Origin of the sequence: Devosia marina (assembly GCF_009758415.1) — a bacterium.
Classification (GTDB): Bacteria; Pseudomonadota; Alphaproteobacteria; order Rhizobiales; family Devosiaceae; genus Devosia; species Devosia marina.
On record NZ_WQRF01000007.1, the window covers coordinates 29,847 to 55,964 of the forward strand.

At 63.3% G+C, this 26,118-nt stretch carries 26 protein-coding genes and 1 riboswitch; of the genes, 9 read left to right on the forward strand and 17 right to left on the reverse strand.

Features of this window, described 5'->3' with window-relative positions; all coding sequences use genetic code 11:
- The first annotated feature begins 27 nt into the window (after nt 1-27).
- The 3 genes from GO014_RS15980 (at nt 28) to GO014_RS15990 (ending at nt 4,985) form a co-directional block, all read left to right on the forward strand.
- Nucleotides 28-1,290, forward strand: coding sequence for a M16 family metallopeptidase (locus GO014_RS15980; RefSeq protein WP_343030994.1), 1,263 nt, complete (start codon nt 28-30; stop codon nt 1,288-1,290).
- A gap of 4 nt (nt 1,291-1,294) precedes the next feature.
- On the forward strand, nt 1,295-1,924 hold the full coding sequence (locus GO014_RS15985) for a GNAT family N-acetyltransferase (RefSeq protein ID WP_157291304.1): 630 nt from the start codon (nt 1,295-1,297) through the stop codon (nt 1,922-1,924).
- Nucleotides 1,925-2,105: 181 nt separating this feature from the next.
- Complete coding sequence (locus GO014_RS15990) at nt 2,106-4,985, forward strand: EAL domain-containing protein (RefSeq protein WP_157291306.1); 2,880 nt, start codon at nt 2,106-2,108, stop codon at nt 4,983-4,985.
- Nucleotides 4,986-5,009: 24 nt separating this feature from the next.
- Here GO014_RS15990 and GO014_RS15995 read toward each other — a convergent pair whose 3' ends face one another.
- Nucleotides 5,010-5,585 (reverse strand): YqgE/AlgH family protein, encoded by a 576-nt coding sequence (locus tag GO014_RS15995; RefSeq protein ID WP_157291308.1) that lies wholly within the window; start codon nt 5,583-5,585, stop codon nt 5,010-5,012.
- Nucleotides 5,586-5,703: 118 nt separating this feature from the next.
- Here GO014_RS15995 and GO014_RS16000 point away from each other — a divergent pair, with 118 nt between their 5' ends.
- The 3 genes from GO014_RS16000 to GO014_RS16010 all read left to right on the forward strand — a co-directional run bounded on the left by GO014_RS16000 (nt 5,704) and on the right by GO014_RS16010 (nt 7,742).
- Nucleotides 5,704-6,540 (forward strand): protein-disulfide reductase DsbD domain-containing protein, encoded by an 837-nt coding sequence (locus tag GO014_RS16000; protein ID WP_157291309.1) that lies wholly within the window; start codon nt 5,704-5,706, stop codon nt 6,538-6,540.
- Between the two features lie 97 nt (nt 6,541-6,637).
- Complete coding sequence (locus tag GO014_RS16005) at nt 6,638-7,129, forward strand: peroxiredoxin family protein (protein ID WP_157291311.1); 492 nt, start codon at nt 6,638-6,640, stop codon at nt 7,127-7,129.
- A gap of 22 nt (nt 7,130-7,151) precedes the next feature.
- On the forward strand, nt 7,152-7,742 hold the full coding sequence (locus GO014_RS16010; protein ID WP_116589257.1) for a hypothetical protein: 591 nt from the start codon (nt 7,152-7,154) through the stop codon (nt 7,740-7,742).
- Nucleotides 7,743-7,794: 52 nt separating this feature from the next.
- Here the strand turns inward: GO014_RS16010 and gcvPB are convergent, their stop codons facing one another.
- The 12 genes from gcvPB to GO014_RS16070 all read right to left on the reverse strand — a co-directional run bounded on the left by gcvPB (nt 7,795) and on the right by GO014_RS16070 (nt 20,635).
- The gene (gcvPB, locus tag GO014_RS16015; RefSeq protein WP_157291313.1) at nt 7,795-9,339 is read right to left on the reverse strand and encodes an aminomethyl-transferring glycine dehydrogenase subunit GcvPB; all 1,545 of its coding nucleotides are present in this window, start codon (nt 9,337-9,339) and stop codon (nt 7,795-7,797) included.
- Nucleotides 9,336-10,679 (reverse strand): aminomethyl-transferring glycine dehydrogenase subunit GcvPA, encoded by a 1,344-nt coding sequence (gcvPA, locus tag GO014_RS16020; RefSeq protein ID WP_157291315.1) that lies wholly within the window; start codon nt 10,677-10,679, stop codon nt 9,336-9,338. The genes gcvPB and gcvPA overlap by 4 nt, the downstream gene beginning before the upstream one ends.
- A 120-nt stretch (nt 10,680-10,799) precedes the next feature.
- Nucleotides 10,800-11,165: a glycine cleavage system protein GcvH gene (gcvH, locus tag GO014_RS16025; protein WP_116589254.1), complete on the reverse strand. Its 366-nt coding sequence runs from the start codon at nt 11,163-11,165 to the stop codon at nt 10,800-10,802.
- 10 nt (nt 11,166-11,175) lie between these two features.
- Nucleotides 11,176-12,336, reverse strand: a complete 1,161-nt coding sequence (gene gcvT, locus GO014_RS16030) for a glycine cleavage system aminomethyltransferase GcvT (RefSeq protein WP_157291316.1) — start codon at nt 12,334-12,336, stop codon at nt 11,176-11,178.
- 148 nt (nt 12,337-12,484) lie between these two features.
- A riboswitch (glycine riboswitch) is annotated at nt 12,485-12,573 on the reverse strand.
- A gap of 267 nt (nt 12,574-12,840) precedes the next feature.
- A complete protein-coding gene (locus GO014_RS16035) occupies nt 12,841-13,329 on the reverse strand; it encodes a F0F1 ATP synthase subunit B family protein (protein ID WP_157291317.1) in 489 nt (162 codons plus the stop codon).
- A gap of 5 nt (nt 13,330-13,334) precedes the next feature.
- Nucleotides 13,335-13,985 carry a F0F1 ATP synthase subunit B family protein gene (locus GO014_RS16040; RefSeq protein ID WP_157291319.1) on the reverse strand — a complete coding sequence of 217 codons (651 nt, stop codon included), beginning with the start codon at nt 13,983-13,985 and terminating at the stop codon, nt 13,335-13,337.
- A 106-nt stretch (nt 13,986-14,091) separates the two neighbouring features.
- On the reverse strand, nt 14,092-14,319 hold the full coding sequence (locus tag GO014_RS16045) for a F0F1 ATP synthase subunit C (RefSeq protein WP_116589250.1): 228 nt from the start codon (nt 14,317-14,319) through the stop codon (nt 14,092-14,094).
- Nucleotides 14,320-14,378: 59 nt separating this feature from the next.
- Nucleotides 14,379-15,158, reverse strand: coding sequence for a F0F1 ATP synthase subunit A (locus tag GO014_RS16050; protein WP_157291321.1), 780 nt, complete (start codon nt 15,156-15,158; stop codon nt 14,379-14,381).
- An 18-nt stretch (nt 15,159-15,176) separates the two neighbouring features.
- Nucleotides 15,177-15,572: an AtpZ/AtpI family protein gene (locus GO014_RS16055; RefSeq protein ID WP_157291323.1), complete on the reverse strand. Its 396-nt coding sequence runs from the start codon at nt 15,570-15,572 to the stop codon at nt 15,177-15,179.
- Nucleotides 15,573-15,830: 258 nt separating this feature from the next.
- A complete protein-coding gene (locus GO014_RS16060; protein WP_157291325.1) occupies nt 15,831-19,286 on the reverse strand; it encodes an AAA family ATPase in 3,456 nt (1,151 codons plus the stop codon).
- A gap of 24 nt (nt 19,287-19,310) precedes the next feature.
- Nucleotides 19,311-20,027, reverse strand: a complete 717-nt coding sequence (locus GO014_RS16065) for a thioredoxin domain-containing protein (RefSeq protein ID WP_157291326.1) — start codon at nt 20,025-20,027, stop codon at nt 19,311-19,313.
- Nucleotides 20,028-20,119: 92 nt separating this feature from the next.
- Nucleotides 20,120-20,635: a DUF721 domain-containing protein gene (locus GO014_RS16070; protein ID WP_157291328.1), complete on the reverse strand. Its 516-nt coding sequence runs from the start codon at nt 20,633-20,635 to the stop codon at nt 20,120-20,122.
- 105 nt (nt 20,636-20,740) lie between these two features.
- Here GO014_RS16070 and GO014_RS16075 point away from each other — a divergent pair, with 105 nt between their 5' ends.
- Nucleotides 20,741-21,535, forward strand: coding sequence for an alpha/beta fold hydrolase (locus GO014_RS16075; protein WP_157291330.1), 795 nt, complete (start codon nt 20,741-20,743; stop codon nt 21,533-21,535).
- A 25-nt stretch (nt 21,536-21,560) separates the two neighbouring features.
- A complete protein-coding gene (locus GO014_RS16080; RefSeq protein WP_157291331.1) occupies nt 21,561-22,613 on the forward strand; it encodes an A/G-specific adenine glycosylase in 1,053 nt (350 codons plus the stop codon).
- Here GO014_RS16080 and GO014_RS16085 read toward each other — a convergent pair.
- The 4 genes from GO014_RS16085 to GO014_RS16100 all read right to left on the reverse strand — a co-directional run bounded on the left by GO014_RS16085 (nt 22,606) and on the right by GO014_RS16100 (nt 25,401).
- On the reverse strand, nt 22,606-23,097 hold the full coding sequence (locus GO014_RS16085) for a GNAT family N-acetyltransferase (protein WP_157291333.1): 492 nt from the start codon (nt 23,095-23,097) through the stop codon (nt 22,606-22,608). The genes GO014_RS16080 and GO014_RS16085 overlap by 8 nt on opposite strands.
- 108 nt (nt 23,098-23,205) lie before the next feature.
- Nucleotides 23,206-24,342, reverse strand: coding sequence for a site-specific DNA-methyltransferase (locus tag GO014_RS16090; protein ID WP_157291334.1), 1,137 nt, complete (start codon nt 24,340-24,342; stop codon nt 23,206-23,208).
- An 82-nt stretch (nt 24,343-24,424) separates the two neighbouring features.
- Complete coding sequence (locus GO014_RS16095) at nt 24,425-25,117, reverse strand: ribonuclease HII (protein WP_157291336.1); 693 nt, start codon at nt 25,115-25,117, stop codon at nt 24,425-24,427.
- A 2-nt stretch (nt 25,118-25,119) separates the two neighbouring features.
- Nucleotides 25,120-25,401, reverse strand: coding sequence for a DUF4180 domain-containing protein (locus tag GO014_RS16100; protein ID WP_157291338.1), 282 nt, complete (start codon nt 25,399-25,401; stop codon nt 25,120-25,122).
- 132 nt (nt 25,402-25,533) lie between these two features.
- On the opposite strand from GO014_RS16100, the gene GO014_RS16105 reads away from it, so the two are divergent.
- Nucleotides 25,534-26,112, forward strand: a complete 579-nt coding sequence (locus GO014_RS16105) for a hypothetical protein (RefSeq protein ID WP_116589239.1) — start codon at nt 25,534-25,536, stop codon at nt 26,110-26,112.
- The last annotated feature ends 6 nt before the right edge of the window (nt 26,113-26,118 follow it).

The following is a 26,118-nucleotide window of genomic DNA, read 5'->3' on the forward strand; positions in this document are numbered from 1 at the left end:
TTCGGCCGCCGGTTCAGGAGGACCAGTGTGAGCGTAAGATCGACGACCTTGAAAAACGGCATGGTGGTGCTCACCGACAATATGCCCCATCTCGAAAGCGCCTCTCTGGGCGTCTGGGTAAAGGCCGGGGCGCGGTCCGAGCGCAAGACCGAGCATGGCATCTCGCATCTGCTCGAACACATGGCCTTCAAGGGCACCAGCTCGCGCTCGGCGCTCGAGATCGCCGAGGCGATCGAGAATGTGGGGGGCGATCTGAACGCCGCGACATCCATCGAGCATACCGGGTATTTTGCCCGTGTGCTCAAGGACGATGTCGTCCTGGCCGCCGATATCCTGGCTGACATTCTGCAGAATTCGACCCTTGATGAGGGCGAGTTGACGCGCGAAAAGCAGGTGATCGTCCAGGAGATTGGCGCTGCGCGCGACAATCCGGACGACCATGTCTTCGACCTGTTTCAGGAAGCGGCCTATCCCACCCAGCCCATCGGCCGCACCATTCTGGGCACAGTGGATTCGGTGCGCGAATTCAACCCGGACATGATCCGCAAATATATGCGCCGCAATTATGTGGGTGACCGCATGGTGATCGCCGCCGCCGGCAATGTCGATCACGAGGGGCTGGTGCGGGTCGCCGAGCAGCGCTTTGCCGATCTCGCGCCCAATGGCGCTCCGGATCCGCAGCGGGCTGAGTATCACGGCGGCCAGGAAAGGCTGATTTCCGACCACGAGCAGGCCCATATTGTGCTTGGCTTTGAGGGACGTGCCTATAATTCGGACGGGTTTTATGCTGCCCAGGTGCTGGCCTCTATTCTTGGCGGCGGCATGAGCTCGCGCCTGTTCCAGGAGATCCGCGAAAGGCGGGGCCTCTGCTACTCCGTCTATTCCTTCCACTGGGCCTTTGCCGATAGCGGCGTGTTTGGCGTCGCGGCGGCCACCGGCGAGGATGAAGTGGCAGAGCTTATGCCGGTTGTGACCGATGAATTGCGTCGTGCCACTGAAACCATCACCGATGAGGAAGTGGTGCGCGTGCGCAATCAGATCCGCGCCGGGTTGCTGATGTCGCTCGAGAGCCCCTCGGCCCGCGCCGGACAGCTTGCGCGCCAGCAGATTCTATGGGGCCGCCCCATCGAGATGCATGAGACCGTGGAGCGCATCAACCGCATCACCGCCCAGCGGGTGCGGGACGTGGCCGAGCAGATTTTCACCTCGGGCACCCCGACGCTTGCCGGTATCGGGCCGATCAGCCGCCTCGCCGATGTCGAAAGCATCGGCGATACGCTCAAGCGCTGATCCCATGTTCTGGCCCTGGTCCTCGCCGGCGCCTCTGGTCACCCTGCGCGGGCAGCGCGTCTTGCTGCGCTTGCCGCAAATGCGTGACTATGAGGCCTGGCACAGGCTGCGCCGCGACAGCCAGGAGTTCCTGCGCCCGTACGAGCCGCGCTGGACGGAACTCGACCTGGCCCGCCGCGTCTATGCCATGCGCGTCCGCCGCGCCCGGCAGGAGGTGGAAGAGGGGACCGACTACACCTTCTTTATTTTTCTCACCGGCGGGCGGCACGAGCAATTGGTGGGCGGCATCACGCTGTCCAATATTCGCCGCCGCGCCGCCCAGTTCGTCAGTCTGGGCTATTGGATGGGGCAGAACCATGCCGGCAAGGGCCTGATGACCGAGGCGGTTGGTGTGGTGGTGCCGTTTATTTTCGAAGCGCTCGACCTGCATCGCATTCATGCCGCCTTCCTGCCCGGCAATATCGCCTCGCGGCGCGTATTGGAAAAGAATGGCTTTGTCGAAGAAGGCTTTGCCGAGAACTATCTGCAGATCAATGGGCGCTGGGAAGATCACGTGCTGATGGGCCTGACGCGAGAGCGCTGGGAACTGGCGCGGCTGGGCCAGCGCCATATCGATCATTCCCGCTTCGTTTGACCCCAAATCCCTGTGTGTTGCGCGATGGCAACAGGCAAGGACGCTTGTCGCAAGCGTCAATCTCTCGTACCAAGTGAACGTTCCGCTGGAGGATCAAGAAGACAAGGGCCTGTCCGCACCGCACGCGCTGTCACCGGACTGCCGCCATAAAGAAGCCTAGCGCCGGATTTAACTGCTTTTGATGCGTCATTTTCTTGCATTCGCGTTCTGTCTAGCGTTCGCGCTGTTCGGCCTCGCGCCCGCCAAGGGCTTCGAGGTCATCTCGGTTCCCGAGGATGTCAACGCCGTCAATCTTTCCGACGTGGTCGAGATCGTGCCCGGCCGGGGTGGGCGCGTTCAATTGTCCACCGCGCCCGACGCCGACGGCATTATCCGCCGCATCGAAGTGCTGGCCAGCGACCCCCAGTCCGATCCCTATTTTGCTCTGATCGCACTGCGCAATGATAGCGACCAGCAGATCCAGCGCCTTCTCGTGGCGCCCTTTTTCCGCCTGCCGGGTTCGGGCGTGTTCCAGCCCGATCTGGGGGAAAACCGCGTCACCGCCATTACCCCCAGCGCCGGGATTCGTCCCGAGCGCCAGCCCGACCCGGAAGCTGATGTCTTCGAAGTCACCCTGGACCCTGGCGCCACCATGACGGTGATCGTCGAGCTGGCGTCAAACGATCTTGCCGAGTTCTATCTCTGGGAGCCGAACGCCTATCGCGACTATATCAATGCCTTCACCCTGTTCCGTGGCGTGGTGCTGGGCGTGGCCGCGCTGGCTTCGGTGTTTCTCACCATCATGTTCGTGGTCAAGGGGCGGGGCGTGTTCCCGGCTACGGCTGCCTTTGCCTGGGCCGTGCTGGCCTATCTGCTGATCGACTTCGGCTTGCTGGGGCGCATTCTGGGGCTGTCGGCCAATGGCATGCAACCTTGGCGCGCGGCGGCGGAGGCGGGCATCGCCACCACGCTGGCCGGGTTTCTGTTCATCTATCTCAACCTCCATCGCTGGCATCTGCGGTTCATTCACCTGGCCCTGGGGCTGGCCGCGCTATTCCTGGCCCTGTTCCTGTTTGCCTTTTTCCAGCCCGCCATTGCCGCAACCATCTCCCGGCTGGTGCTGGCCCTGCTGGGGGTCTCAGGCTTTTTCCTGATTCTGCTCCTGGCCCTGCGCGGCTATGACCGCGCGGTGTTGCTGGTGCCCACCTGGATCATCTATATCGCCTGGCTGTTCTACGCCTGGCTGGTGATCTCGGGACAGGTAACCAATGATGTCGCCCAGCCTGCCGTAGGTGGCGGCCTGGTGCTGATCGTCATGCTGCTCGGCTTTACCGCCGTTCAGCACGCCTTCTCGGAAGGGCAGGTGTCGATCGGCACGCTGAGCGAGGTGGAACGCCGCGCACTGGCCCTGACCGGTTCGGGCGATTTCGTCTTTGACTGGAATATCGAGCGTGACCGCGTCACCGTCAGCGACGAACTGACGACACGACTGGGTGAAAAGCGCGGGGCGCTGCGCGGGGCCATCAAGCGCTGGCTCGACCGGGTGCATCCTGATGATCGTGACCGCTTCCGCACCGCCTTCGACACGCTGGTCGAACTGCGCCGTGGCAAGGTGTCGGCCGACATGCGGGTGGCCGGTCATGATGGAAATTACCGCACCTTCCGCATGCGGGTGAAGCCGGTGCTGGGTGGCGATGGCCAGGTTAACCGCATCGTCGGCACGCTACAGGATGTCACCGAGGACCGCGCGGCGCGTGAGCGCCTGTTGCATGACGCGGTGCATGACAGCCTGACCGGCCTGCCCAATCGTCAGCTCTTCCTGGATCGGCTGGAACGTTCGCTGGTCCGCGCGCGCACCCCCGGGGGCACCAAGCCGGCGGTTTTTCTGATCGATATCGATCGCTTCATGGAACTTGAGGAGCGTATCGGTCATGCGGCGGCGGATTCGGTCTTGCTCGCGATATCGCGCCGCATTGCCCGGATCATGCGGCCGCTCGACACGGTGGCACGCATCGGTGGCGACCAGTATGCGGTGATCCTGGCTTCTGAACAGGCGGCCGCCAAGATTGCCGAGACTGCTGAGCAGATCCGCAAGGCGCTCAAGGCCCCGTTCAATTTCGGCGATCGCGACCTGGTGCTGACCGCCTCGATCGGCGTCACCATCTATGACAGCAATCCCTCGACCGCTGCTGATGTGCTGCGCGACGCCGAACTGGCGATGTATTACGCCAAGCGGCTGGGCGGCGACCGGATCGAGGCCTATCGTGCTTCGGCCCGCTCTATCGCGTCCTACAGCAAGGCCAGCGAGGAAGATCTGGAGCGCGGGCTGAAGCAGGGCGAGCTGCATGTGCAGTTCCAGCCGGTGATGGACATCCAGTCCGGCCAGATTGCCGGGGCAGAGGCGCTGATGCGCTGGAACCACCCCACGCGGGGCCTGGTGACCCCCGACGAATTCGTGCCGCTGGCGGAACGCTCAGGTCAGATCGAAAAGCTCGGACGGCTGGCCTTCGAGCAGTCAGCCGCTCAGGCCAAGGACTGGCTGACCACATTCGGCCTGCCCGAAGAATTCTTCATCTCGGTCAATCTCTCGCCCACCCAATTGGCGACCGACACCCTGTTGACCGATATGCGCAATCTGGTGGCGCAGGACCGGGATCTGGCCAGCCATCTCAAGCTCGAAATCACCGAAAGCCAGGTGATGACCAATCCCGAGCACTCCGCCTACATGCTCGAGGCGTTGCGCAGCATGGGGCTGGGACTGGCGCTCGATGATTTCGGCACGGGACACTCGTCGCTGAGCTATCTGCACCGCTTCCCCTTCGACACCATCAAGATCCCCGCGCCTTTCGTGAGGATGGGCAGCGATACCGGCATTGCCCATACCCAAGGACCGATCATTCGGGCGATTGTGGCCCTGGCCAATGATCTCGATCTGATGGTCATTTCCGAGGGTGTCGAAAGTCTCGACGAGATCGAGCGCCTGCGCCAGCTCAATTGCCGCTATGCCCAGGGCTTTGCCTTCGGTCCGGCCGTTGTCGGTGTCGAACTGGGCAAGAAGCTCGCCGCGCAGATGGGGAAGTGAGCGGGCCGCGCCCGGCGCGGGGGATTACCCGTGCCCGGCCTCGGTGCTCAAGGTGGCCCGCGTAATATTGAGGCTCGCGAGGGCCTGGTCATAGCGGCGTTCCACCGGCACCTCGAACAGCAAGTCGCGCTGGAACGGGACAGTCAGCCAGCCATTGGCGCTGATCTCGTCTTCCAATTGCCCCGGCGACCAGCCGCAGCATCCCAGAGCAAAAAGTGCGGCTTTTGGCGCGGGACCGAAGGCCATCGCCTTGAGAATATCGAGCGTGGCGGTCAGACCGATTTCCTCGGTGACCTTATAGGTATTGCCGCTGTGGTAGTCACCCGAATGCAGCACGAAGCCGCGTCCTTTCTCGACCGGCCCGCCGCGCATCACCGCACGGTCACGAATGCTCTCGGGCAGTCGGATAACTGCGTCCGGATCACCCAGATCGAGCTCGTCCAGAATATCGGCAAAGCGCAGATTGGCCAGTTCATGATTGACCACCAGGCCCATCGCGCCTTCTTCGCCGTGACCCACGATCAGGATCACGCTTTCGGCGAAGCGCTCATCGGCCATGTCGGGCATGGCGACCAGGAATTGACCTTCGAGTGATTTCATGGGGTCAATTGTATGCGCCGGGTTCCGGCCTGCCAAGCGCACGCGCCGTCACATCCTTCACGAAGGCCTGATGCGGCGCTATCTGGCTGTTCATACTTACATGCGCTAATGCCTTGTCATGCGAATTTCCATTGCGCTGCTAATCTCCGCCTGCCTTGCCTGCCTGCCCGCCCAGGCGGGTGAGACCGCATGGCAGGAGATCGCCCCCGGCGTAGCTGTGCGGCTGATCAGCGCGGGCGCGCCCGATGCCTCCGGCAAGGCGCTTTTTGCGCTTGAAATCGATATGCCGGAGGACACCAAGACCTATTGGCGCGTGCCGGGTGAGACAGGGCTGCCGCTTGAGCTCGACTTTGCCGGATCGAGGGGCGTGACCCTCGTAGATCAGCACTGGCCTCTGCCCCAGCGCGAGAAGGTCGCCGGTTATCTCGACTATGTCTATTACGGGCACACGGTTCTGCCCCTCGAACTGGCTGTAGCCAGCGAGGATGGGCTGGTCGACATCGAAGCCACGCTTGGCGTCTGCTCGGATATCTGCGTGCCGGCGCAGGCGCGCCTGACCTTGCCGTTGGCGGAAATGGCGCCCGACAGCGCCAATGCCTTGCGGATCGATCAGGCCCTGGCCGATGTGCCCATCGCCTGGGATGGCGCCGCCCAGCCGATCGGCGCGGCGACGCTTCTGCTCGATGCGGGCGCCATTGCCGTGGAAATCGACCCGACCCTGCTCGATCCCTCCAGCCTGATCGCGGCTACCGATCTGGATGGTCCCCTGTTCGGGGCGCCGCAAAAAAGCCCGCAAGACAACCTAGTGCTGCTTCCCATCCTGGGCAAAACCGACAATAGTGCCCTGGAAGGCATGGAGGTCGAATTCTCCTTCATGTCGCCGAGGGGCGCCTATCAGGTCAGCCGGACACTAGAAACCGGCCCCGATGCGGATGTGGACGAATTGGCCGAATAGGCCAATGGCCTTGTGTCGATGGCCAATGCCGCATATCGCAGGTGCAAGCGTAATGGAGTAGGGCGGCCCGGCCGCCAGTTATGGGGCAAATCCACCGATGATCGAACGCGGCAAACCGGTCCCGTCCGTTGGGACCAAGCTTGTGACGGCGGACGGTGTGCAAGACACCACCAGTGACGCAATACTGGGACAAGGCACAGCTGTGCTGTTTACCGTCCCAGGCGCCTTCACCCCGACCTGTCACGTCAACCATCTGCCCGGCTTTGTGACCAATGCCGCCAAATTGCGCGCCGCCGGTGTCGACCGGATCGTGTGCGCTGCCACCAATGACCACCATGTGGTCAAGGCCTGGGCCGAAGCAACCCAAGCGCTTGATGACATTATCTTTCTTGCCGACGGCAATGGCGCCCTCGCCAAGGCACTTGGCCTTGAAAAGGATATGAGCGGGGCCGGTATGGGGACGCGCTTTGCCCGCGCCGCATTAATCGCTCGCGATGGTATGGTCGATGCTGTCTTCGTGGAAGACGCACCCGGCGTGACGGCCACCGGTGCACCCGCTATTCTTATGGCTCTCGAAGCCGTTGCGTAGTCGCCAGGAGCCAACCAAGACAATGATCACGACCCTGACCCTGACGTCCATTCTGCGTTTCTCTACCCTTGGCGGGCTTGCCGTGCTGCTGGCCGGCTGCTCCATGGGCTCCATGTTCGGTGGCGGTGCCGCCTCGAACGCCGATCTGCAAAACGCCGCCGCAACGCCCGAAGCCGTTGCCCAGGCCCAGACCAGCGCCCTGCCGGTCATCGCGACAGAATGCCCGCCCATCAAGGTGCGGCGTGGTGGCGAGGCCATGTATTATTATGGCAGCGGACGCGTGGGAGATGCCAAAGCCCTGCAATATCAGGGGGTGATTGACGAGACCTCGCGCAATTGCGTGGTCTCGAACGGACAGATCACCGTCAACATGGGCGTTACCGGGCGCGTGCTGCTGGGGCCGGCTGGCTCGCAGTCCAGCGTCAACGCGCCGATCCGTTTCGCCGTCGAGCGCGATGGACAGGCGATCTTCTCGGAGAAATACACGCTGAGCGTGCCGCTGACGCCGCCGAGCCAGACCGCCGAATTCGTCAAGGTGGTCGAGAACGTGACCATCCCTTATCTGGGCGGCGAATCCATCACCATCTGGGTTGGTTTCGACACCCGGGGATAACAGCCCTGGCACCCCAAGATGAATAAGGCCCGGATCGCTCCGGGCCTTTCTGCTATTCGGCGGCCTGTGGCACATCCGCCGGGCGTTCCCATTTGAGAATGGGTTGGCGGGCGGCGCGGGTTTCGTCCAGCCGTCGGCGCGGCGCCTTCATCGGCGCAGCTGTAAAGCGGGCCGAATTTCCGGACTTCGCGTCCGTTGCCAGTTCGGCCATCACGTCGCAGAAGCGGTCCAGCGTCTGCTTGCTTTCGCTCTCGGTGGGCTCGATCAACATGGCACCATGCACGACCAGCGGGAAATACATGGTCATGGGGTGGAAACCCTCGTCGATCAGCGCCTTGGCGAAATCGAGCGTGGAGACATCGGTGCCCTTGAGGAAGCTGTCGTCGAACAGGGCCTCATGCATGGTGGGGTAGTCGGGGAAGGGCACCGAGAAGGCGTGCTCGAGCCGCGCCTTGACGTAATTGGCGTTGAGCACGGCGTCCTCGGCTGCCTGCGCCAGCCCGTCGGCGCCGTGGCTGAGCATATAGGTGAGCGCGCGCACATACATGCCCATCTGGCCATGGAAGGCGGTGACACGGCCCAGGGCCTTGCCCTCGACATGCTCGACCAACTCCAGACCATCCTGGCCCTTGCGGACGAAGGGGACGGGTGCAAAAGGCGCCAGCGCCTCAGAGAGCACCACCGGACCGGCGCCCGGCCCACCGCCACCATGCGGGGTCGAGAAGGTCTTGTGCAGGTTGATATGCATGGCATCGATGCCGAGGTCGCCCGGCCGCACCACGCCCATGATGGCGTTGAAATTGGCACCGTCGCAGTAGAAGAACGCCCCGGCATCATGCACGGCCTGGGCAATCTCGATCACCTGCGGCTCAAACAATCCGCAGGTATTGGGATTGGTCAGCATGATCGCGGCAACGTCCGGGGACAGGGCGTCCTTGACCGCCTGCACATCAACCGTACCGTCGTCGCGGGCCGGGATCGGTTTGACGCTATAGCCCAGGAAGGCGGCAGTGGCCGGGTTGGTGCCATGGGCGCTTTCGGGAACGAGCACTATTCTGCGATGCGTTTCTCCCTTGGCCTCCTGGGCGGCCTTGATCGCCATCATGCCCAGCAACTCACCATGCGCACCGGCCTTGGGTGACAGGGCTACGGCGGCCGTGTTGGTCAGCGTCATCAGCCAGTACGAAAGCTGGTTCATCAGTTCCAGGGCGCCCTGCACCGTGGAGACCGGCTGCAGCGGGTGAATATCGGCAAAACCGGGCAGGCGGGCCATTTTCTCGTTGAGGCGCGGATTGTGCTTCATTGTGCACGAGCCCAAAGGGTACATGCCGCTGTCGATCGAGTGGTTGAGGCGCGACAGGCGCACGTAGTGGCGCATCGCCTCCGGCTCGGTGAGACCAGCCAGATCGAGCCGGGTGTTCCGACCAAACCCGCCCAGGCGATCATTGGTGAGCGTCACCTCGGGCAGGTCGACACCGGAATGCTCGGTATCGCCAATTTCGAACAGCAGCGGTTCGTCTGGCAGCAATGCCGAGCCGGACGCACCTGTGCCCGCTGTGCCAATGCCAGTGGGGCGGCCCTGATTGTTCATGCTCATGCCAGTTCCTCCGTCAGCGCGGTACAAAGGGCAGCGATATCGGCTTCGGTGGTCAGTTCGGTTGCAGCCAGGATAAGGAGGTTGTTGACCTCGGGATCCTCGGGCAACAGACGGCTGGCAGGGACGCCCGCCAAAATGCCGCGTCGGGCAAGGCGCTCGACCAGACCAGCAGCGGGCTGGGTCACACGAATGGTCATTTCGTTGAAGAAAGTCTGGTTGAGCAGGGTGACGCCGGGTACGCCGTCGAGAGCGTCGGCGAGGCGGATCGCATTTGCATGGTTAAGGCGGGCGAGGCGCACGAAGCCGGCTTCACCCAATAGGCCCATATGGATCGAGAAGGCGAGGGCACACAGGCCCGAATTGGTGCAGATATTGCTCGTCGCCTTTTCGCGGCGGATATGCTGCTCGCGGGTGGAAAGGGTGAGGACAAAACCGCGATTGCCGTCGGCATCCACCGTTTCGCCGCAGACCCGGCCCGGCATCTGGCGGATGAACTCCTTGCGAGTGGCCATGAGGCCAAGATAGGGGCCGCCGAAATTGAGCGCATTGCCGATGGACTGGCCTTCGGCCACCACGATATCGGCGCCCAGGGCACCAGGCGCTTCGAGCAGGCCCAGAGAGACCACCTCGGTGACCACCACGATCAGCAGCGCGCCCTGGGCATGGGCGGCCTCGGCAGCGCCCTTGAGATCGCGGAGATGGCCATAGAAATCGGGGGTCTGGATGACGATGGCGGCCGTGTTGCCGTCGATATGCTCAAGAATGTCGCCCTGGCCCTCGGGAGATGGGGAGAGGCAGACGAGATCCGCGTCGTCCTTGAGATAGGCCTTGACCACGTCGCGGTAATGCGGGTGCAGGCCGCCCGAGAGGACAATCTTGCTGCGGCGGGTGAGGCGGCGGGCCATCAGCACGGCCTCGGCAGTGCCGGTCGAGCCGTCATAGAGCGAGGCGTTTGCCACATCCATGCCAGTGATCTTGGCCACCTGGGTCTGGAACTCGAACAGCATCTGCAGCGTGCCCTGCGAGATTTCAGGCTGATAGGGCGTATAGGCGGTCAACCATTCCGAGCGCTGGATCAGGTGATCGACTGTGGCCGGCACATGGTGGCGATAGGCGCCGGCGCCGACAAAGAACGGGCCGTCGCCGCCTGCCTGGTTCTTGTTGGCCAGCGCGCGCATATGCGCCTCGACCATAAATTCAGGGCTGTGGTCGGGCAGGTCGAGCCTGAACGATTTCAGCGCGGATTTCGGTACGGCCGAAAACAGCGCCTCGATATCGGCTGCACCGATGACGCCAAGCATCTCGGCGCGCTCATGGGCAGAATGGGGAAGGTAGCGCATGGATGGGAGGTTCCAGTTTGCTGTGGTTTGATTGGTTCACTGGCGGCTTGCTCCCTTCTCCCTTGAGGGGCGAAGGGGCGAGGGGTCGCTGGAGCCGGTGCGTTCGCGCGAGCGAAAACGCTACACGGTCAGTTCGGCATAGCCGTCGGCATCGAGCAGCTTGTCCAGTTCGCCGGGCTCGCTGACCTCGATCTTGAACATCCAGCCGCCGGCTTCCGGATCGGCGTTGACCATGCCCGGTTCACCGTTGAGCGCATCATTGACCGCGGTGACTGTGCCTGACACTGGGGCATAGATTTCCGAAGCGGCCTTGACCGACTCCACTACGGCGGCCTCGTCGCCCTTTTTCAGCACCTTGCCCACTTCTGGCAGCTCGACAAAGACGATGTCGCCCAGCTGCTCCTGGGCATAGCTGGTGATGCCGACAGTGCCGGTGGAGCCTTCAACGCGGATATATTCGTGGTCGGGGGTGAATTTGGTGGTCATGGCGGGGGCCTCAGACTGACTTGCGGAAATAGCGGTGGGGGACAAAGGGCGTGGGCACGATCTCGGCCGGCTGGGCGCGGCCGCGCACCGAAACCTGGAGTTTTGTACCAATGGCGGTGTGTTCGAGCGGCACAAAGCCGAGGGCAATCGCCTTGCCCAGTGACGGCGCGAAGCCGCCGCTGGTCACCACGCCAATGGTCTTGCCCGAAGCATCGAGAATTTCGGCACCCTCACGGGCCGGGGCGCCCTGGACGATCAGGCCAACGCGCTTGCGGGTGAGCTGGCCTTCGCGTTCGGCGAGAATGCGGGCTGCGCCGGGAAAGTCGGCCGCCTCGCGACGGCGCTTTGAAACGGCAAATCCCAGATCGGCCTCGATGGGCGAGACGGTTTCATCCAAATCATGCCCATAGAGCGGCAGGGCGGCCTCAAGGCGCAGACTGTCGCGCGCGCCCAGCCCAATTGGCTTGACGCGTGGGTCGGCCAGGAGCGCGTCCCACAGGCGGGCAGCATTCTTGGCTGAGCAGAGCAGCTCGAAACCATCCTCGCCGGTATAGCCGGAGCGGGAAATGATCAGTTCCTCGTCATCCCACTGGAACGCGCCGAACTGCATGAAGCCCAGTTCGACCACGCCCGGCACCATGGCAGCAAGCACGCCGACAGCCTCGGGGCCCTGGAGAGCCAGCAGCGCATTGTCATCGACCCGCTGGAAATCAGCCTTGTCACCGGCGGCCTTTGCCAGCAGCGCGAAGTCGGCCTCCTTGGTGCCGGCATTGACCACGATATAGAGGGCGCCGGGGAAGCGGGGTGAACGGGCGACCATCAGGTCATCCAGGGTGCCACCGCTTTCGTTCAGCAGCAGTGTATAGCGGACCTGGCCGGGCTTGAGGCCGGCAATGTCACCGCAGATCAGCGGCTCGACCAGCGCGGCGACGGCGGCATGATCGGCCGCGGCATCGCCGCTGCGATCCTTGAGGGTGAGAAAGCTTGGACCCATATGGCTCACGTCGAACAGACCAGCCTGCTCGCGGGTCCATTTGTGCTCGGCCATGATGCCGGTGGGATATTGCACGGGCAGGGCATAACCGCCGAACGGCACGATACGGCCACCGGCAGCCACATGACGCTCGTAGAGCGGGGTACGCAAAAGATCTTCGGAACTGGCTTCGGCCATGGGCACCACTCGGGTTCAAAGGCGACACGTCAAGGCTCCGCTGCAAAGCGGAATACGTGCCCCCTCTGTCCTTGCCCTGAGAGATTTCCCGGCTGAGCGCCGGTTGCTCCTTCGGAGAGGCTGGATCAGCCTGCTTTCCAGAGTGTTTGACCCAACTGCGGTCCGTTGGCCTGAGAGTTTCCGGGGCGGTTGCTCCTTCGGCGCTGGCGCGTGACCAGTCTCTCCCGCAGTTGTCGGCACCATGGTGGAGATTCACCGGGCCGTCAATTGGGGTTTGGTTTTGTCCCCGCTGCGCAAGCGCACTGGATGGAACACCCTCCCCTTGACAGGGAGGGATGGGGAGGGTGTTCGCGTCTTCAGAATCCGGCCCGTGGGCACCCCTCCCAACCTCCCCCGTCAAGGGGGAGGTGCCGCTCTTGTGATTGTTGAGGTCTCGCGAGCAGGCTCCGAAAACAAAAAAGGCGGGCATCGCTGCCCGCCTTTGTCATTCGAATTCGAACCGGATCAGTTCAGCCGGCTGGCCACATCGGCGATGGCCGCGTCGACGACCTTGCCGCCATTCTTGTTCATCTCGTCGGAGAGAACGCTGCGGGCGGCTTCGATGGCGATGTCGGCGGAGCGGGCCCGCACTTCGGCAATCGCCTGTGCTTCGGCCTGGGCAATCTTGTCTTCCACCGCAGCCGTGCGGCGAGCGACGAGATCAGCCAGCGACGCCTGGGCTTCCACGGTCAGGCGCTCGGCCTCTTCCTTGGCAGCGGCAACAATGCCTTCGGCTTCCTTTTCGGCAGCGACGCGCTTCTGCTCATATTCAACGAGCAGGGCGGCGGCTTCCTCGCGCAGGCGCTTGGCCTCTGCGATATCGGTCTCGATCTGCTTGATCTTGCCATCGAGCATCTTGGCGATGATCCCCGGCACGCCGAAGAACACCATGAGGCCCAGGAAAATCACCAGGCCGACCATGGCAAAGAAGCTGTTATCCAACCAATCTGGCATCAGACTTACCCCTTAACCTTGGCCACGGCAGCGCGAACGCTGTCGGCTGGAACATCGCCGACGATCTGGCCAACCACGGCCTGAGCCGTTTCGGCCGCGATTTCGTCGACATGGGTGAGGGCCTCGGCCTTGGTCTTGGCGATGCTGGCTTCAGCAGTGCTGACCTTGGCAGAAAGATCGGCCTCGGCGGCGGCGCGCTTGGCGCTGAGATCGGCCTGAATGGATTCGCGCGTTTCGTTGGCAATGCCCTGGGCCTTGGCCTTGGCTTCCGCCAGGGCCTTCTCATAGGCCGCGATGGCAGCGTCGGTCTTCTGGCGATCCGCATCGGCAGCCGCCAGATCGGTGTCGATCAGCGTCTTGCGGTTGTCCAGAATGCCGCCAATGCGGGGCAGGGCCAGCTTGCTCATCAACAGATAGAGCGCGCCAAAGGTAATGGCGAGCCAGAGAAGCTGGCTGGGGAAAGTGGCCGGGTCGAAAGGCGGGAACACGTCCGAATGGCCGGCATCGCCGTATGCTTCGGTCGTGGCATGCGTGTCTGCGGTCGGATCGGCGTGAACGCCGTCCTCGACATGCACGGCATCAGCGGCGCCCGCGGCTTCTGCGCCGTGGTCGTCTGCCGGGGTTTCCGCTTCTTGAGCGTAGGCTTGCGTTACCATCTGGTAGAGGTCCCGTTAAATCCGGTCATCCAGTCACGATTGACTGGAGAAGGGAACGCAGCCGAACTTTGTGTCCGGCTGCGGCAATCTTGGTGCAGCCGCGCTATTAGGCGACGAACAGCAGGATCAGGGCAACCAGGAACGAGAAGATGCCCAGAGCTTCGGTCACGGCGAAGCCGAAGATCAGGTTACCGAACTGGCTCGGAGCAGCCGACGGGTTGCGCAGGGCACCCGAGAGGAAGTTGCCGAAGATGTTGGCCACGCCCAGGGCGGCACCAGCCATACCGAAGGTGGCAATACCAGCACCGATGTACTTTGCGGCTTCAGCTTCCATTTTTATGTCCTTTCAAGCGACTTTTGGGTTCCGGTGGGTCATCCACCGGGAATGGGTGGTTAGTGGGACGGGTGGATCGCGTCGTTGAGATACATGCAGGTCAGGACCGCAAAGACATAGGCCTGGACTGCACCGACGAGAAACTCGAGGCCCGTAAGGGCGATTGCCATCAGCATGGGCAGGATAGCGGCGGCCCAGCCGAAAGCGCCAAGGCCCGCAATCATCATGACCGCAAAGCCGGTGAAGACCTTGAGGGTGATGTGGCCGGCAAGGATGTTGCCGAACAGACGAACCGAGAGGCTGATGGGACGCGAGAGGAAGGAAATGACCTCGATCGGCGTCACAATGGGGAGAATATAGCCCGGCACACCGGCAGGCACGAAGAGCTTGAGGAATTTGGGGCCGTTCTTGACGAAGCCGTAGATGATGACCGTGAGGAACACCAGCATCGACAGGGCAAAGGTAACGATGATGTGGCTGGTGACGGTGAAGAAATACGGTACCATGCCGAACATGTTGGCGGCAAAGATGAACGTGAACAGGCTGAACACCAGCGGGAAGAACTTCATGCCGGCGGTGCCCGCAGAACTTCGGACCATCCCCGCCACGAACTCGTATAACAGTTCGGACGTAAGCTGCGCGCGGGTCGGGACCAGCTTCTTGCCCGAGGTGGTGAGCAGCAGGAACAGGGTGATCGTGGCCACGGTCAGCACCATGAACAGTGCCGAATTGGTGAACGCAAATGTCGTTCCCGACCCTTCGGTGCCGTCACCACCAAGGGTGAACAGCTCGAAGATGTCATAGATGACAAACTGGTGGATCGGGTCAGTACCGGCCATGGAGCCCTCTAAGCGTCATCAATTCTCATTCCGCTCTTCGTCTTCCGCCTCGGGGCCAAGATCGGCACCCTTGGGGGCAGGCGATGCGGCATTCATTTCCGCCACCACACGGATGACGTTCAGGATTCCAGCGGCAAAGCCCATCAACAGCAGGATGAGCAAGCCCCAGGGGCTGGTTCCCAGGCCAAGGTCGATGAGGTAGCCGAGACCGGCGCCCACCAGGACCGCGGCGATGAACTCGGTGCCGATGCGCATGCCGCGCGCCATACCGCTCATCTCCGGGGAAGCATCTCGGGCGGATCTGTTGTCCTCCCGGTCGCGCTCCCGCTTGGCAGAGGCGATACGCGATGCAAGATCGTGCGTCACCCCCCGGGCGCTTTCTGATCGGCCCTGGTCGTCTGGCGAACTGGTCATCCGCTGCTCCCTTTGGCCGGCCATTTTCCGGAATTTCCGGACGCCCTTTTAAGTCGCGCGCAACATAGTGGTGGCCCCAATTGGTGTCAAGGCGCGCGCGGCTTATGTAAGTGTCTGTTTTAACAAGACGATTTGCTGTGTGGTGGGGGTGCGGCATGCTGTCCACACCGCGATCGTGGCAGAGTCAGGGCAGGGTGGGGGGATTCTCCCCCTGCCTGGCTTTGCGCGGGGTGGTGAAGAGCACCGCCGATCGACGGGTCAACTCGCTTCCCGGAAGCTCTCTGCCGTCGTCAGATCGACCGAGACGAGTTGCGATACGCCGCGCTCGGCCATGGTGACGCCGAACAGGCGATCCACCCGGCTCATGGTGATGGGATTATGGGTGATGACCATGAAGCGGGTATTGGTACGCTGGCGCATGGAATCGAGCAGATTGCAGAAGCGCTCGACATTGGCGTCGTCGAGCGGCGCATCCACCTCGTCGAGCACGCAGATCGGCGCGGGATTGGTCAGGAACACCGCGAAGATAAGCGACATCGCAGTCAGTGCCTGCTCGCCGCCCGAAAGCAGGGTCATGGTCTGCGGCTTCTTGCCGGGCGGACGGGCTATGATTTCCAGGCCCGCTTCAAGCGGATCATCGCTTTCCACAAAACTCAGCTCGGCCGTCCCACCGCCGAACAGGGTGGTGAACAGCTCCTGGAAATGCGCATTGACCTTGCCGAAGGCTTCATTGAGGCGGGCCCGGCCTTCGCGGTTGAGCGCAGCAATGCCGCCGCGCAGCTTGGCAATGGCCTCGATGATGTCGTCGCGGTCGCGCACCATGGTGTCCAGCTTGTCCTGGACCTCCTCGGCTTCCTTTTCCGCTGACAGGTTGACCCCGCCCAGCCGCTCGCGCTCGGCCTTGAGCCGGTCCAGCTTCTGCTCGGTTGCATGCTCATTGGGCAGCGCTTCGGCGGGGCGGATGCCTGAGGCTTCGAGCGTTTTCGAGGCCGGAATGCCCAGAGATTCCTCGACCTGGCGCTCGATCTGCTGGCGCTGGGCGATTGCGCCTTTCAGCCGCTCCTCGATGCGGGTCAGCTCGATGCGAACCGCATTGAGCGTGTCACCTGCGCCCTTGAGGGTTTTTTCGGCGTCGCGCCAGGCGGTCTGGGCCGCGCTCAGGCGGTCGCCCGCGGCCTTGTGGTCCACCTGCGCGATTTCAATCTGGTCATCCAATTGGGCCTTGCGACTGTCGAAACCCTCCGGCGCCTCTGCCAGATTGCCGAGTTGGGCCTGCACCTCGGCCATGCGCTGGTCGAGCGTGGCCAATTGCGCTTGCGCGCCATCGCGGCGGCGCTGCCATGCAGCGCTGTCCCGCTCGAGCTGATCCAGTCGCGCGGCCCGCATGCGCGCCGCCGATTCCACTGTGCTGAGCTTGAGGCGGGCCTGGTCGGCCTTGTCGCGCAGGGCAGTCAGCTTCTGTTGGCCTGCCGCCGCGGCAGCGGCCATTTCGGTTTCGTCGCCAGCTTCGGCCAGCGAGGCCTCGGCATCGGCCAGCATGGCTTCGGCTTCGGTGACGCTGGCGGCCAGCCGCGCCTGGGCTTCTTCAAGCGTCGAGCGGCGGGTGGCGAGATCGCCCATGGCGCGCTGCGCCTTGTCGAGTTCGGCCTGCGCCGCGCCGATCGCGTGCTGAGCCTTGCGCCAGTCCTCGCGGCAGGTGCGCTCGCTCTGGCGGGCCGTGTCGAGCGCGGCCACCAGGGCATCGACATCCCGGCGCCAACTGTTGCGCTCGCCCTTGGCGCGCAGGATTTCCTCGTCGAGTTCGGCCAGGCGATTGCGCTGGGCCAGACGCTGCGCGGCAGCGCTCGGGGCATCGGCGGCGGCAATGAAACCGTCCCAGCGCCACAGCGCACCGTCCAGCGTTACCAACCTCTGGCCGGGCTTGAGCGCCTTCATCAGCCCCGGCCCGTCGACCGCATCGACCAGACCGATCTGGTCGAGCCGGCGCTTGAGCAATCCGGTGCCGGTGACATGGCGCGAAAGCGGTTCGGCGCCCTGCGGCAAGGCCGGGTCGTCATAGCCGTCAATGGCGATGGACCAGTGCATCGGCGCCCCGGCATCGGACGAGGCTTCCAGATCATCCCCCAGCGCAGCACCCAGCGCGGTTTCATAGCCGGGCTCGACCGAGAGTTCGTCGACCACGGCGGGCCAGAGGCTGGCGCCGGTATTGAGCATCTTGCCCAGCGTCGAGGCCTCGGCCTCAAGCCGGGTCACCAGCGCATCGAGTTCGGACAGGCGCGGCCGGGCCGCGTCGAGCTTGGCCTGAGCGGCGCCGGAAGCCTCCTCGGCAGCGAGTGCCGCGGTCTCTGCCGTCGCGGTAGCGGCCTGCGCCGCTTCGAGCGCGGCGCGCCGGGCAGCAAGCGATTCATCGGCTTCGAGCGCCGCAATGACGCGGGCCTGATCGGCTTCGACCTCGGCCAGTTGCTGGGCCAGTCGGGCGCGGCGGTTGCGGGCGTCGCTCAGATTGCGTTCGGCCTGGATGCGGCGGGCGCGCATCTGCGCCAGGGCATCGGCGGCCTCGCGCGTGGCGGCGTCCGCTTCGGCAACAGCGGCTTTGGCCGCCTCGGCCTCAACGCGGGCGGCGTCGAACGCGGCCTGCGCGGCCTGCTGTTCGGCGGTAAGCTGGGTCTGTTCCTCGGCATAGGCGGCCAGCGTCACCTCGGCTTCACCGACCAATTCGCGTTCGCGGGTGCCGTCCGCCGCAATCTGGCGCAGCCGATCCTCTAGTTCGGCCCGGCGCTGGCCCATGCGGCGCGCTTCCTCGGCCAATTGCTCGCGCAGAATGGTGTAGCGCTGCAAGACGGCCCCGGTGACCGCTTCGCGCTCGCGCAGCGGCGTCAGGGCGGCTTCCGCCGTTGCAACGGATTTTTGCGCAGTGAGCTCGGCATGGGTCGCATCGGCCAATTGCCGGATCAGCACGGCCTGGGCCGCTTCGGTTTCCTTTTCTGCAGCGCGCGTGGCCACCCATCGAATGTGAAACAGGGTCGCCTCGGCGCGGCGAATGTCGCCCGAGAGGCCGCGATAGCGATTGGCCAGCCGCGCCTGGCGCTTGAGGGTTTCAAGCTGGCTTTCTACCTGTGCGATAACGTCATCAACTCGTTCGAGATTGCCTTCGGCGGCGCGCAGACGCAATTCGGCCTCGTGGCGGCGGGAGTGCAGGCCCGAAATGCCAGCGGCCTCTTCGAGCAGGGCACGGCGGGCGGTGGGTTTTGCCGCGATCAGCTCGCCAATCTGTCCCTGCCGCACCATCGCGGGGGAATGGGCGCCAGTGGACGCGTCGGCAAACAGCAATTGCACGTCGCGGGCGCGCACTTCCTTGCCATTGACGCGATAGACCGAGCCTGACTCGCGCTCAATGCGGCGCGTGACTTCAAGCACGTCGGCAGTGTTGAGAACGGCGGGCGCGGTGCGGTCGGAATTGTCAAGGACAAGGGTGACTTCGGCGCTGTTGCGCGCCGGGCGATTGCCGGAGCCGGAAAAGATGACATCATCCATGCCCGAGGCGCGCATGGCCTTGTATGAGCTTTCGCCCATCACCCAGCGCATGGCCTCGACCAGATTGGATTTGCCACAGCCATTGGGTCCGACAATGCCGGTCAGGCCTGGCTCCATGACGAGCACAGTTTCGTCGGAAAAAGACTTGAAGCCGTGCAGCTTCAGGCGGGAGAACTTCATGGGTTCACCCGCCTGAAGGCAAAATTAGTTGGCAGGCGCCATCGCATCGGCTGCGGGTGCCATTGCGTCAGCTGCAGCCGGGGCGACGAAATCAGCGGGCACAAGCGGGTCGATCTCGGCAGCGAGCTGCTCGAGCGTCTTGCCTCCCGAAAGCGTCTTGCCATTGACATAGAAGGTTGGTGTCCCCGTCAGCCCGAACTCATCCAGAGCCTGCTCGCGCTGAGCTTCGATCCCGGCGAACACCTCCTGATTCGTCAAGGCAGCCGAGAAGCTTTCCTCTGTAAAACCGAGCTGCTGGGCCACCGAGTAGATAGCGTCGCGCGGCTTGTCGGACATGCCCCACTCGTTCTGGGTCTTGAAATAGGTTGCAACCACATTGTGATAGTTCTCTTCCCCGGCTGCCTCGGCGAGCAGGAAGATGGCGGCGTCCAGTGCATTGCGGGCGAATGGCCGCACGATGAACTTGACCTTGCCAGTGTCGATATACTGTTCTTTGAACGGTTCGTAGACCGTATTGTGGAAGGAAGCACAGTGCGGACAGGTCGGTGACGCGTACTCGATGACGGTGACCGGCGCTTCGGCATTGCCTTCGACCTTGTCCGTGAGGCCACCCGCTGGCGCCATCAACGCGGCCTGATCGACCATGTCGCCTTCAGCAGCCTGCGATGCCGAAATGCCCGAAAGGCTCACCGCCGAAGCGGCAGCGGCCAGGATGATTGTTTCGCGGCGGTTGAATTTCACGTCTCAGGCTCCTGAAAATTTTTGCTGGGGGACACTACACACAGGGATGGTGTCGGCAAGTGGGCACGCTCATCACTTGGGGGTGAACGATATTATTGTTTCTTCATGTTCGACCTGCGCGAGAGCGCCAGACCCAGGGTCCTCAACGCTTCCCGCAGATCGTCATCTTCGACCATTTCGGTCGCCTTGCCGACCTTTGCGAGTTCGCTCTGGCTCGGTTGATACGGTTTTTGCACCCTCTGGCCTGAACCGGGGGTGAATGGCGCGGCCGACAATCTGACATCATTGACCAGCACATAGCCGAAATAGCGATTGACCGCGGCGGCAATGGCCGGCGCCTCATGCTGGGCAAACAGGGCCTGGCCCGGCGCACAACGCAGATAGAGCGTGGCGCCTTCGGCCCCGTGATTGCTGCGCGGCCAGCTCAATTTGTCGGGGAGGGTTGTCTGGTCGAAAGGCGGAGGAGCAATGTGGCGCCACTGGGCGATGATGTCGCGCCCGGCAAAGCCGCGCTTTTTCAGCACCGGGTCGAGCGCACCCGAAAGCGCGTCGGAAACCGAGAGCGTCTTGTTGCGGCGTTTGGGTTCGGGCAGCGCGTCTTTTGCCATGCACCAGATATCGCTCGTGATGCTGGATGCACAAGCCCACCCCGCTAATGTCGAATTATTGTTCGGTGTTTCGTCGATCCGCCAGGAACACAGGAGACGGTTGATATGCCCACGCTTATCTCGAAGGACGGAACGACCATCGGTTACGAGGCAAAAGGCAGCGGCCCGGTGATCGTGATGGTTGCCGGCGCCACGCAATATCGCTCAATCGATCCAACGACGCCAAGGCTGATCGATCAGCTCTCGGACCGGTTCACACTCGTCAATTTTGATCGGCGGGGACGCGGGCAATCCACCGATACGGCGCCCTATGCCGTTGCCCGGGAAATCGAGGACATCGAAGCGCTGATCGATCTGTTCGGCGGTCGGGCGGGGCTCTATGGGACGTCGTCGGGCGCGGTGCTGGCGCTTGAGGCCGGTGTTGCCTTGCCCGGCAAGGTGACCTCGGTGATGCTCTATGAGCCGCCGATCGATGTCGACCAGCCTTCGGCAGACTCATGGAGGCAGCACAGCGAAATGGCGGCACTGGCAGAACGGGGCGAAGCCGAGGCGATGATGAGCCTGTTCATGGGCGCGTTCATGTCACCCGAGGAACTGGCCGGGTTCAAGCAATCGCCGGCCTGGCCGGGTTTTGCGGCGGTGGGCGGGACCATAGAGCACGACTATCGGATCTTGGCGGAGGCAACCGATGGCGATCACCACCCGGCACGCTGGCAGCAGATTGGCGTGCCCGTGCTGGTCGTGAACGGCGACAGCAGCTTTCCATTTATTGACGCCGGGGCGGCTTGGGTCGCTGCCGGCGTGCCGGGGGCGCACCGGCATATTATGGCCGGGCAGGGGCATGATGTCAGCGTCGAGGCCATTGCACCGGTGATTGCCGAGTTTTTTGGCGCGCACTGATTTCCTCAAGAGGGTATGAGGGGTTATGCCCCTCGCACATTCCCAACCCCTTGATTCAACTTCCGTGCTCGCCTGGTACGACCGCCATGCCCGCGATTTGCCCTGGCGGGTTTCGCCGGCGGATCGGCGCCAGGGCATACGGCCCGACCCCTATCGGGTGTGGTTGAGCGAAGTGATGTTGCAACAGACCACGGTGGCGGCCGTGAAGGCCTATTTTGTACGCTTCACCACGCTCTGGCCAAGCGTGCAGGACTTGGCGGCCACCCCGCTCGACAACGTTCTGCGTGAATGGGCTGGGCTTGGCTATTATGCCAGGGCGCGCAATCTGCATGCCTGCGCCAGGGCCGTGGTGGCGGAGCATGGAGGGGTGTTTCCCGACAGCGCCGCCGGCCTGCAGAACCTGCCCGGCATCGGCGCCTATACCAGCGCCGCCATTGCCGCGATCTGCTTTGACGAACGTGTTGCCGTGCTCGATGGCAATCTCGACCGGGTGCTGGCGCGCTACTATGCGCTGGACGTGCCGGTGCGCGAGGCCAAGGACGCGTTGCGCGGCGCCCTGCAACTGGCCGTGCCGGAGCGGGCCGGGGATTTCGCCCAGGCCATGATGGACCTGGGCGCCACCATCTGCGCCCCGCGCGCCGCCATGTGCCTGGTCTGCCCCTTGCACGATGGCTGCAAAGCCCGGGAACAGGGCGAACCGACGCGCTATCCGGTCAAGCCGGTCAAGGCCGAGCGCCCGGTTCGCAAGGGCCATGCCTTTGTCATGCGCGACGCGGCTGGCGATGTTTACCTGCAATCCCGCCCGGGCAAGGGCCTGCTCGCCAGTATGACCGAAGTGCCGACTTCAGATTTGGGCGAGAAGCTGGGGGAGCCGGATTTTCCTGCAGAAGGCGATTGGCGCCGGCATGGACAGGTGATCCATGTCTTCACCCATTTCCGGCTGGAGCTGGAGGTGTGGTCGGCTCTGGTTGCGCCTGATGGTCTCGATGCCGGCTGGTGGGCGCCGCCAGGGGCCCTCAAGGGCGAGGCGCTGCCGACATTGTTCAGGAAGGTGTTGGCGGAGGCTGGGCTTAGCTGAGCAGCAGGCCCATCATCACGATATCGTCGTGGACGCCATCGCGCAGCAGCGCCCGCCGGCGGCGGCCTTCGTGGGTGAAGCCGGTCTTTTGATAGAGCGCGATAGCCGGGATGTTGGAGGCATAGACTTCCAGTTCCACACGTTCGAATTTACCCCGCGCCGCATCGAGCGCTGCGGTCACTAGGTTAGTGCCGATCCCCTTGCCGCGATGGCTGGCCAGCAACCCCATGCCAAGCCCGCCACAGTGCTCCGAATCCTGTTCGTTGCTGCGGCAGATATCGCACCAGCCCACGATCTCATCTTCATCGACAGCGACGAATTGCGGGTTGCCACTTGCAAGATTGCTGGCGACGAATTGAAGCGACCTCGCCAAGGGTGGAGCCTCGGTGAGGCGTAGAAACCGTCGTTCGCGCGCGACGCTGTCGAGTGCGGCGTGAAATCCCCCGGCATCGTCCAGGGTTATGGGGCGGATGGTGACGCTCATTGCTCCCGGGTACCGCGTGGACATGCGGAAGGCAACGGCCAACAAAAAGGCCGCCGGGGCAAACCGGCGGCCAGTTTTTAGAGCCTGTGAGCTGATTGGAGGTCAGGATCAGGCAGAAAGCAAATCAAGTTTTTGACGAATGTCGGCGCGCAAAGTATCGATCGGCTCCATTCGTCCGGATTGTTCGTGGTGCCAGAAGGTCCACCCGTTGCATGACTCGGCCCCCTGAACCAGCGCGCCGACCCTGTGGATCGACCCCTGGTGTGGACCCGAGACGAGCGAGCCGTCTGCACGAACCATGGCCCAGTAACGTCGCTTGGCGTCGAAAAGTTGCGTGCCAACATCGAGCACGCCCTGTTCGACCAGCGAGCCGAAGGGAATGCGGGTTTCCTTGCGCTTGGGCGTCACCGATTGCAGCGCTTCGAAAACGCCCGGGCGAATGGTGGCGATGCGCTGGCGGGCGCCCGCGATATAGTCGGGCTCGCGCTCGATGCCGATAAAGTGACGCCCGAGCTTGCGCGCGACCGCGCCGGTGGTGCCGGTGCCAAAGAACGGATCGAGCACGATGTCGCCCGGCTTGGTGGTGGCATTGAGAATGCGGAACAACAGCGCTTCGGGCTTCTGCGTGGGATGCAGCTTGCCGTCGTCCTCGTCCTTGAGGCGCTCCGAGCCAGTGCAGATGGGAAACAGCCAGTCCGAGCGCATCTGCGTGTCGTCGTTGGCCAGCTTCATGGCTTCATAATTGAAGGTGACGCGGCTTTTCTGGCTTTTTGCCGCCCAGATCAGCGTCTCATGCGCATTGGTAAAGCGCGTGCCGCGGAAATTGGGCATCGGATTGGCCTTGCGCCAGATCACGTCGTTGAGCATCCAGAAGCCCAGATCCTGCAACGCCGTGCCGACCCGGAAAATGTTGTGATACGAGCCGATCACCCACATCGCACCATCGGGCTTGAGCACCCGTTTGGCAGCGCTCATCCAAGCGCGGGTGAATTGGTCGTAATGGGCAAAGCTGTCGAACTTGTCCCATTCATCATCGACCGCATCGACCCTGGATTGATCGGGGCGAGTCAGACCCTGCTCGAGTTGCAGGTTATATGGAGGATCTGCGAAAATCAGATCGACGGAGCCGGCCGGCAAACTATTCATGCGGTCGATGCAATCGCCCACAAGGATAGTGTCGATCGGCAGGCGTGTGGCCTGCCTTTCCGCATCGGCCTTTTTGGCCGTACGCGCGGTACGCAACATACACTTAACCCTAACGCAGTACTAACAAGCCCGTTATAGGACGCCGAGGTTAATGGAGCGTTCGCAAGGGGTTAGCGAGGGGTTAATCCGCCATCTCAATGACCGTTTCGCGCAGCAGAAGCGCTGCCACGGGAGCAAAATCGCGCCGGTGGTGGCGGCTCGGGCCATGCAGCTGCAGCGCGGCCAGATGCGCCACCGTACCATAGCCCTTATGGCCCGAAAAACCGAACTGCGGCGCATCGCAATCCATGATGGCGCACATGCGGTCGCGCGTGACCTTGGCCACGATCGAGGCGGCGGCAATCGACACGCTACGTCTATCCCCGCCGATCAGGGCGATGCCGGGGCAGGGGAGCTCGGGCGGCACATCGCGCCCATCAATCAGCGCGCGATCGACCGGGCAGGGCAGGGCCGCAACCGCCCGCGCCATGGCGGCCAGGGTCGCGCCGCGAATATTGCGGGTAAAGATGTCGCCGGGCGGTGCCGAAACGATAGCGACCTGGGCCGAGCCCATGATGGCGTCATAGAGGGCATCGCGCCGCTCGGCACTCAGCTTCTTGGAATCGTTGAGGCCTTCGGGAATGCTGTCCGGATCGAGCCGCACGGCCGCTACGACGACCGGACCGGCCAGCGGACCGCGCCCGGCCTCATCGACGCCGGCGACGTAGCGCGCGCCGCGCGCCAGCAGCATTTCCTCATGGCTGAAATCGGGAAAACCGGACTCCGGCGCAAAGAGCGTTCCATTTGCTGGGTCTGGTGAGCGACGTCGCGCCATGCTCAGGCTCTACCCCGCAGCTCGGCTTCGAGCGCCTCGCGGTCCGCAGCAAACAGGTAGCGGCCGACCTCGTAGGTCTGCAGCTTCTGATGGAAATGGCCGAGTTGGCTGGTGGAAGGATTGAAAAACCTTGCCGCAAACCGCCCAGCAGGCACCACGATCATATCGGTCTCGGTGCCATGGGTTTCACCGAGCAGGTCCCGGGCATCGTGCCCGCTCGCCAGGGCCCGGCCAACGGCCGAAACGAAATAGACCGTCACTCTGTTAATGTTCTCGATGGCCATAATGAGCAGTCCCAGGCTCGTTGATCGGCAATGAAACACGTGACCATGGCAGGGCGATGCCAGATGCTTTTGCCGATCACACTTCTGCTGATACAAGAGTCTGGCCGGGGGGCAAAGGCGAGAGAGACTTTGATGCGCAATGCAACAGGCCTTGCGGCATTTTTGCTGCTGACCGGTGCCGTTTCGGCCGAGCCCTTCCACCACCCTTATGGTGAATGGCGTGAATATAACCGCGACTGGCTGGCCGCCTGTCCCGATTCCATCAACGAGGACGCCATCGATTTTTACGGCTATTCCTGCTTTGCCAGCACGGGCAGCCAGGAGCTCAACGGCGCAGGGCTGCCAGCCTATAAGCTGACCCTTATCCGCAATCGCCTCAATGGGGAGCTCGACATCGCCATCACGGTGTCGCCGGGGGATGGCGAATATGATCCCGACCGACCCATTGCGCTGCGATTTGGCGGTGAAGCGCCCATTGCCCTCACTTTAGCCTCGGGGCTTGAAACCCGGCACAACACGATCAATCAGTTCTTCGTCATCGGTCCCCGGCGCACCGACATTCTCGACAAGATGAAAGATCGCAACGCCCTGACCCTGTCGGTGCCGCTGGCGGGGCAGGAGGATCCTGTCGAAACCTGGCTCTCGCTGCGTGGCGTGCTGGCCTCGCTCGATTTCATGGCCAACTACGCCCGCCGGGTGACGCAATATTGAGACGCG

Coding starts and splice junctions, on each gene's coding strand:
- GO014_RS15995 (WP_157291308.1), bottom strand. CDS start 5,585: ATGAAATCACTCGAAGGTCAATTCCTGGTCGCCATGCCCGACATGGCC.
- GO014_RS16070 (WP_157291328.1), bottom strand. CDS start 20,635: ATGGCAAAAGACGCGCTGCCCGAACCCAAACGCCGCAACAAGACGCTC.
- GO014_RS16075 (WP_157291330.1), top strand. CDS start 20,741: ATGCCCACGCTTATCTCGAAGGACGGAACGACCATCGGTTACGAGGCA.
- GO014_RS16085 (WP_157291333.1), bottom strand. CDS start 23,097: ATGAGCGTCACCATCCGCCCCATAACCCTGGACGATGCCGGGGGATTT.
- GO014_RS16100 (WP_157291338.1), bottom strand. CDS start 25,401: ATGGCCATCGAGAACATTAACAGAGTGACGGTCTATTTCGTTTCGGCC.
- GO014_RS16095 (WP_157291336.1), bottom strand. CDS start 25,117: ATGGCGCGACGTCGCTCACCAGACCCAGCAAATGGAACGCTCTTTGCG.
- GO014_RS15985 (WP_157291304.1), top strand. CDS start 1,295: ATGTTCTGGCCCTGGTCCTCGCCGGCGCCTCTGGTCACCCTGCGCGGG.
- GO014_RS16000 (WP_157291309.1), top strand. CDS start 5,704: ATGCGAATTTCCATTGCGCTGCTAATCTCCGCCTGCCTTGCCTGCCTG.
- gcvPB (WP_157291313.1), bottom strand. CDS start 9,339: ATGAGCATGAACAATCAGGGCCGCCCCACTGGCATTGGCACAGCGGGC.
- GO014_RS16045 (WP_116589250.1), bottom strand. CDS start 14,319: ATGGAAGCTGAAGCCGCAAAGTACATCGGTGCTGGTATTGCCACCTTC.
- GO014_RS16060 (WP_157291325.1), bottom strand. CDS start 19,286: ATGAAGTTCTCCCGCCTGAAGCTGCACGGCTTCAAGTCTTTTTCCGAC.
- GO014_RS16040 (WP_157291319.1), bottom strand. CDS start 13,985: ATGGTAACGCAAGCCTACGCTCAAGAAGCGGAAACCCCGGCAGACGAC.
- gcvPA (WP_157291315.1), bottom strand. CDS start 10,679: ATGCGCTACCTTCCCCATTCTGCCCATGAGCGCGCCGAGATGCTTGGC.
- GO014_RS15990 (WP_157291306.1), top strand. CDS start 2,106: ATGCGTCATTTTCTTGCATTCGCGTTCTGTCTAGCGTTCGCGCTGTTC.
- GO014_RS16050 (WP_157291321.1), bottom strand. CDS start 15,158: ATGGCCGGTACTGACCCGATCCACCAGTTTGTCATCTATGACATCTTC.
- GO014_RS16090 (WP_157291334.1), bottom strand. CDS start 24,342: ATGTTGCGTACCGCGCGTACGGCCAAAAAGGCCGATGCGGAAAGGCAG.
- GO014_RS16010 (WP_116589257.1), top strand. CDS start 7,152: ATGATCACGACCCTGACCCTGACGTCCATTCTGCGTTTCTCTACCCTT.
- gcvT (WP_157291316.1), bottom strand. CDS start 12,336: ATGGCCGAAGCCAGTTCCGAAGATCTTTTGCGTACCCCGCTCTACGAG.
- GO014_RS16005 (WP_157291311.1), top strand. CDS start 6,638: ATGATCGAACGCGGCAAACCGGTCCCGTCCGTTGGGACCAAGCTTGTG.
- GO014_RS16035 (WP_157291317.1), bottom strand. CDS start 13,329: ATGCCAGATTGGTTGGATAACAGCTTCTTTGCCATGGTCGGCCTGGTG.
- gcvH (WP_116589254.1), bottom strand. CDS start 11,165: ATGACCACCAAATTCACCCCCGACCACGAATATATCCGCGTTGAAGGC.
- GO014_RS16105 (WP_116589239.1), top strand. CDS start 25,534: ATGCGCAATGCAACAGGCCTTGCGGCATTTTTGCTGCTGACCGGTGCC.
- GO014_RS16055 (WP_157291323.1), bottom strand. CDS start 15,572: ATGACCAGTTCGCCAGACGACCAGGGCCGATCAGAAAGCGCCCGGGGG.
- GO014_RS16080 (WP_157291331.1), top strand. CDS start 21,561: ATGCCCCTCGCACATTCCCAACCCCTTGATTCAACTTCCGTGCTCGCC.